Raw genomic sequence first — 6,437 nt, forward strand, 5'->3', positions numbered from 1 at the left:
CCCCTCATGTCTTCGCAAGATCAATGGTTACAGGGCGCCAAGCGCTTTCTAATGTTTCACGCTCATAAAAACGCACATATTCCTTAGAGGTCGTCACACGGATCGCTTCACGGATCGCCCGCATAGCCTCATTCCAGCGTGGATCATCAATATCCAAACGCAACAGCATAAAGATCTCCCCCCGATTCACCTTGCCTTCTTTATCCGTATTAAAAGCACGCGTAATAATCGCACGGATTTCAGGGCGTGCATCCGCAGACCATTCATTCAAACACTCATCAAGAAGGCTTTTGGCAATTTGCAATTGTGGTCCAAAATCAACACTTTCCTGTACCTGCACCTTAATGCGTTGCAAACCATCAAAGCTTGTGTAAGTACAATTGCCCTTTTTGCCACGCCGCTCCACACCATATTCTTGCGCAAGCAAGCTATCAAAACCACTCAAATCCGCAATCGTATGGTTGTTAAAACGCGCAATCCTTGCCGATAACTCTTTCGCAAAACCCATAATTTTGCGCACCGTTTCATCTTCTAACAAATCCGCAGGGCGGATCAGGCTTACCGGCACCAAAGCCCCTTTTGCATCCTTCATATAATGCGTGCCTTCAAGTTCAATTTGTGGATTCATCACCAATGTCCTCCTTATGTTTTTTGAAACCGACGAAATGGCACAACATCCCCTGAAGAAGGCGCACATCCCGCTTTCAATTGCCAACGACACCGCATAAGCTCATGACCTAAAATGTGGTTATAGCCCGCTAGGCGGCGCAAATACTCATTTAATTCTCGAACATCTTGTCCATGCAAAAAAATCCCATTCACTTCATGTTTTAACAAGGCAGAGCGCAAAGCAATCAAGCACTCTCTCACCATATAGGGGTTGCGTTCCATCATTTTCCGCCTCCAAAATCCATATAAATCACACGATTGCTCTTATCTTCATCTCGATCAGAGCCTTCACACTCAGCCAAAACTTCTGCAACTTCAGCTTCCAAAACCGCATCCGCTTCCCCCAAACGGTGAACACTCAATTCCAATTCAAGCAATAACGCCAAATCAACACACAATTTAAGCTTTTCTCCAATATCAAAACCGCATTGATAATCGTCATAAAGACCAACAAGCGTATCGGATAATTCTTTGTCGCATAAAGGGATCATGCCAATTCCTCCACGTCACGGTTTTTCCATGCCGCTTTGACATGTTTCAGAGTCACCTCACACCCATCTCCAAGCGCTGCCATGCGTGCCAACATCATGGTTTTATCAATTTGCCGCAAAGCTCCAGCCTTTAAGCCTATCCCTGTCAAAAACTTTATCGCACCAACATCTTCAATCCCCCAATCATGAATGCGCGCAGCAATATCCTCACTATAGGGCTTGCGGCGTTTCAGATGCATGGCCAATCGGCTTTTAATTTGCGCATAAGAGGGACCATTTTGACGGTGAACCAACCGTCCCGAAATCTCATCATTGCCAACCAAAGCGAGCCCCGTGCCATTAATATCAACAAAATGGCGCAACTGATTAATCGCCTCATCCGTTAAATTTTGCGCCTCATCAACGATCAACAACGTGCCACTGCCTACACGCTCTAATTTCTTGCCAATCGCACGCGTTAAGCGGGTGGGATTATATTCCACCACTTCCAATTCTGCTGCCATATCATTCAAAATACCGTGAACACTGCGCGTATGCGGACTTGCTGTCACCAAATAAACATGTGGACGGGTCGCACGGTAATGGCGACAGGTTTCGGTCTTACCACTGCCCGCATCAAGCGTAATCATCACCATATCCCCCGTACTTTGTGCCAGTGTTAAAGTATCAATAATCTCACTGGCAATTCGATTCCTCTGAAAGGCTGGTTTTTCTGGGATCTTCTCCAAAAATCCCGCTGTTTCCTTTAAAACCTCAACCCATTGTTGAACCTTTGCATTTTGCTTACCCAATTGTCCCGCATAACTGCCCGCATACCATTGCGAAAACGTCCCATCGGGCATGCCAATGCGCCGCGCCACCTCTGCTTTCGACCAATCATTCATTTGCCCCAAAGCGCGCACCGCATCCACAAGCTCATTCCATAAAGCAATGTCATCACTGTTGCGGTTTTGTGCTGTTCCATTAGGCTGGATTTTTGGTCGCGCCCAAGGATTTTTATCGACCGTTGCATTTATCGCGTTTTTCATGTATATTCCCCTTTCGTATTGATTTTAGACTATTGATAAGGGGAAGGGCTCCAACCCGCCCCTTATCTTTGGTCTTCAATAAACATTTAAAGCCGTACGCGATACTAAAACGGCTAACCTTGCAAATTCCCTCTCTTTCTCACACATCAGAGAACTTGCTAACTCCACGCATCTCTCCCGATCAGGCAAAGACACCTAGAAACTTCATGTATTGATTTAAACTTTGAATGGATAAGATTCCTCCCCCCCTTTCTTTGTTAACGCTTCAAGCTGGTACGCGATACAAAACCAGCTTCCTTTTGAGAATTCTTATAAACCCCCCCCTCTCTTTTCCTATTTCCTTATTCTATTGCTTGGGAAACTTGATCACCTCACGCCCCTCATCAGAGGCGGAAAGCTTTCTCAAAGCTTTATGCAAGTGTTGACTGAATTCTTGGGCGTCCAAAGCCTCATCATCGTCTGCTGTCAAAGCTAAATTCCCCACATTGTTCGGCATCAAGCGGCTCACCTTTGGCTTTATCGGAAGCTTAGATTTGAACGCTTCATCCTTTTTCTCAAAGCGCCCATAAACATCGGCCAAGTGATCAGGCGCAAGCTTTGCTGCCAACTGTTTTTCTGCTTTAACAGCCTTCACATATTCTTTACGCAAACGCCCATTCAAGCGCGCCGCCTGCTGGTCATAAAAACCTACATCACAAAGGCAAGGTGCCAAACAAAGCAACCGATTGTTCAAATCATAAACCCGTAAATCTTGATGCAAATTATCCGGATCAAAACGTACAATAACCTTTTGCCCCGCATACTGGTTAAGTTCACGCGCCCAATAACGATTGCCATAAAAATGGATCTCGCCCGTACCCTTTTGCGCACGCAATGCCTCAGAGGTTAAAAGCCATAAAGCCCGTTGTGCTGCGCTCGCTTGCCGAACTATCGTCCCCTCGGCTTGCAAGCTCTCAGTAAAGGTCTCATCAAAACTGCGCCCCGCACAATTAACCGCCTTACGCCCCGCTTGCGCATTGTGTGCACAAATTTGTGCACCAACATGGGCTTTGAATTCTTCAAATCCTATCGCGCGCTTGCCATAATCTTCCGGCTTGGCATCCGGTTTATTGCCCGTATAAGCCCCCGCACAAAAGGGATGTTTGGAAATCGCTTCTGCCAGATCACGCCATGCCCGCTCAATTGGTTTAGACTGTCCGCTATAAGGGGTCGTCCATTGCAATTGCACCCCCAAACTCGTCAAAAGCCCTTGCGGATCATCCGGCTTAATCTTAAAGCGAAAACGGTTTTGCACACCTCCAGAAATCCACTTGCTGGTAAAAGCACGCCCATTATCCAAGGTCATACGCTCCGGTATCCCATAAGCCTCCACCATATCCCCAATCACCAAACGAACGATTTCCCAAGTCTCAGCATCCGATAAGCGCCACGATAAAATCTTGCCCGAATAAAGATCTTGAATGGCAATCAGATAAAGCCGCACAGGCTTCTCTGTCCAAGGAACATGCACAAAAACATCCAGCTTATGCCCGTCCATATTCACCGCTTGCAGTGCATGCAGGCTTGAGCGATCACGCCGTTGGGCGGGATAAAGCTTTTTTGCCGTCTCCTCTCCTTCACGCGCTAACGCTACAACCGCTTTGGAAACTTGCGCCTTAAAACGACGCCGCAAAGCCCGCTCTGAAGGAATGGGCTCCCAACCTTTCTCCTGCGCAACCGAAACCATCCGCCGATAACACGCCGAAAAAGCAGGGCGAGACGAGCGCAAATAATCCGAACATAAAACCTCCCACGCCCCATCATGACACGGCGCAAATTGCGAAACATTCTCCTCACCATAACAAGGCGCAAGCGCTGCCAACCAATCAGGGCGCTCATACCCTTCAACCATCTGCCGCCAATTAAAAAGCGACATCCGGCTAACCCCAAACTGCACCGCACAAAAACTTGCCGCATCATGCACACCCATACCGCCATGGAGCAAATCTTCCCAAAAACAAAGCGCCTTCAAACGCTCTTCACAGCGCCTTTTATGCGCCTTTGAAAGCCCCTCATAACGCACCCAAATACTTGCCTTTTGATCGCTTTTCTCTGTCTTTTCTTCTACACAAACCCCACCAAACCGCACCAACAATGCCGCTCGCGCCCCCTCCGGCAATAAGGAAATGTGATACTCCCAAACCGGCTTGGTTTTGCCTCCCACCTTCCTCGAGAGTTTAGAATTTTTTCTCCAATATACCCGTCCGTGGTTTTCAAGACTTTTATATGTTTTCGGCAACCCTGGCAAAGCTGCCTCAGCCAATTCGGCAATACTAAACCATTCTTTCATGGCTGCCCCCGTCTAATGCGAACCGGAACCGCACGCATCGCTTTTAATCGCGCTGCAATCTCCCGCTGTTCCTGCTGCAATCTTGCAATTTCTGCCAAACGCGCCTCATCCCCTTGCAACAGCAATAAACCATCTTCACTCACCACCTCATCCCAAAGCCAAAATGCCTCTGTCGCCCGCACAAATGCCTTAAACCGCGGCAGAGAAATATCCACCTGCTTACTTTCCGCAACATAAGCATCCAAGCTTGCCTTACTTAAACAACCAATGCCTAAATAATGCGCCATACGCTCCGCAATCACACTGCGCTCTACCCGGCATTCTCTCAAAGCCCGCGCCATGGCACGCTTAATGCGTGAGCGAAACCGCCCTAAATCAATCTGCGCAACGGGTTCACGGCAGGGAAAAACCGGCTTTTGGAAAAAATCAAGCTGCCCAGAACCATGCCTCTTCATGCCTGCTCCTCCCCTCGTTCTCTTGCAAGATAATCACAAAACCGCGCCTTTGTCTGCGCATCTGCTCTCTGCCACACCCCTAATAACTGAGCAAAAATCCGTTCCTGCTCATTAATTTGCGGAGGCGTATTAATCCCATTGACCAAATCAACAGCCCGCCGTAAATCCCCCTCAACCTGTTGCAAAGCAACCGCCACACGCCGTTGCGCAACCGGCTCCATCTTGGCTAACTTCAACAACTGCGCTTGATTATCCGCCAATGCCGTGCCACGCAAAACAGACCGCAACTCCGGCTGTAAATGCTGGGAAATGCGATTGAGGAGTTTCACCGATTCCTTCGATAAACCGATACGGTCCGCCACATGTTTAGCAAAGTGCAAACCTTGCACTTTGCCATTTAAGTCACCATCATTTGGCAAAGGTGCAACTTGCACCTTTGCCACTTTGTCTCCTTCACACCCGATTTTATTGTCATTTGAAGAGGCATTATCACTGATTTGAGCAATAGGGTAAACTTTACCCAATTGCTCTTTTTTGGCTTTATGTTGATTACTACCATCCCCACCAACCTTAATTTCCCCAAACTTCTTTTCCCACAATTCGCGGTAGGTCTGGACAAAAAGCGCACGGTCAATAACAGACAATTCATTGCGAAACAGATTTTCTGCTACTTCTAAAAGCGCGGCATTGTCCTTATCAGCCTGCACCACAACCGCATCAATGTCACTATAGCCCAAAAGCTCAGCAGCACGAAGTCGATGCGCACCAGCAATAAGCGTGTAATTACCTTCCTTAGCATTGGGGGTATGGCGCACCGTAATCGGATTCATCAATCCCTCCCGCGCCATTGATTGTGCAAGTGCCTTAGCATGCTCATCATCCACAGGGCGTATACGCTCCGGCACCACAATCACATCAAGAGCAAGCTTTTGAAACTGTGCCATTACGCCCCCGCCTTTACCATTTCTTTAAAAAACAAATCCATCGCACGCCCTGCCCATCTTCGATAAGCTTTCGCAAATACAGGTTCTTCCAAACGCCGATTAATCACTTGTAAAGCAAGAAAGATAGCAGTCTGCTTCCGTATTTGCATGGCAACAATACGCCGCCGCGGCACCTCAAATTGATAATGCAAAATATGAATAGCAATCTGCCGTGCTAATATCGCATCAAATAAGCCATGCGGGGGATCAATAACATACCGGATCGGTATATGTCGAAAGCCTCCACTCACTGCTTTTAAAGAACAGGAAAGCATCATTTGTAATCGCTCAGCTTCTGAATAAGGATTAAAAATTTCTCTTTTTGCCTCTGGCATCCATAAATTATAAGCTGCAACCATAACCATCCCCTAATCGCCAAAACCAACCCGTCCAAACGGCTGTTCCATGATGCAACTCTATGCAATTTATCTTGCCCATTTCGTATTGATCTTTAGACATTGATAAACCTCTTTATCTTATGG

8 protein-coding genes are annotated in these 6,437 nt (G+C 47.4%); all 8 read right to left on the reverse strand.

Going from position 1 to position 6,437, the window contains the following annotated elements:
• Positions 1 to 4: 4 nt before the first annotated feature.
• Positions 5 to 628, reverse strand: coding sequence for a DUF3164 family protein (locus tag ACFIKU_RS08070; protein ID WP_375657198.1), 624 nt, complete (start codon positions 626 to 628; stop codon positions 5 to 7).
• Between the two features lie 14 nt (positions 629 to 642).
• Positions 643 to 894, reverse strand: coding sequence for a hypothetical protein (locus tag ACFIKU_RS08075; RefSeq protein WP_273722795.1), 252 nt, complete (start codon positions 892 to 894; stop codon positions 643 to 645).
• The gene (locus tag ACFIKU_RS08080) at positions 891 to 1,160 is read right to left on the reverse strand and encodes a hypothetical protein (protein WP_375657192.1); all 270 of its coding nucleotides are present in this window, start codon (positions 1,158 to 1,160) and stop codon (positions 891 to 893) included. Before ACFIKU_RS08080 ends, ACFIKU_RS08075 begins: the two co-directional genes overlap by 4 nt.
• Positions 1,157 to 2,188, reverse strand: coding sequence for an AAA family ATPase (locus ACFIKU_RS08085; protein ID WP_375657193.1), 1,032 nt, complete (start codon positions 2,186 to 2,188; stop codon positions 1,157 to 1,159). The genes ACFIKU_RS08080 and ACFIKU_RS08085 overlap by 4 nt, the downstream gene beginning before the upstream one ends.
• A 346-nt stretch (positions 2,189 to 2,534) precedes the next feature.
• Positions 2,535 to 4,517: a transposase domain-containing protein gene (locus tag ACFIKU_RS08090; RefSeq protein WP_375657194.1), complete on the reverse strand. Its 1,983-nt coding sequence runs from the start codon at positions 4,515 to 4,517 to the stop codon at positions 2,535 to 2,537.
• The gene (locus tag ACFIKU_RS08095) at positions 4,514 to 4,972 is read right to left on the reverse strand and encodes a hypothetical protein (RefSeq protein WP_375657195.1); all 459 of its coding nucleotides are present in this window, start codon (positions 4,970 to 4,972) and stop codon (positions 4,514 to 4,516) included. Before ACFIKU_RS08095 ends, ACFIKU_RS08090 begins: the two co-directional genes overlap by 4 nt.
• Entirely contained in the window at positions 4,969 to 5,916 is a 948-nt protein-coding gene (locus ACFIKU_RS08100; RefSeq protein ID WP_375657196.1) for a ParB/RepB/Spo0J family partition protein, read from the reverse strand. Before ACFIKU_RS08100 ends, ACFIKU_RS08095 begins: the two co-directional genes overlap by 4 nt.
• Positions 5,916 to 6,314, reverse strand: coding sequence for a hypothetical protein (locus ACFIKU_RS08105; RefSeq protein WP_375657197.1), 399 nt, complete (start codon positions 6,312 to 6,314; stop codon positions 5,916 to 5,918). The genes ACFIKU_RS08100 and ACFIKU_RS08105 overlap by 1 nt, the downstream gene beginning before the upstream one ends.
• Positions 6,315 to 6,437 lie beyond the last annotated feature (123 nt).

Source organism: Bartonella sp. CM120XJJH (assembly GCF_042194715.1).
GTDB lineage: Bacteria > Pseudomonadota > Alphaproteobacteria > Rhizobiales > Rhizobiaceae > Bartonella.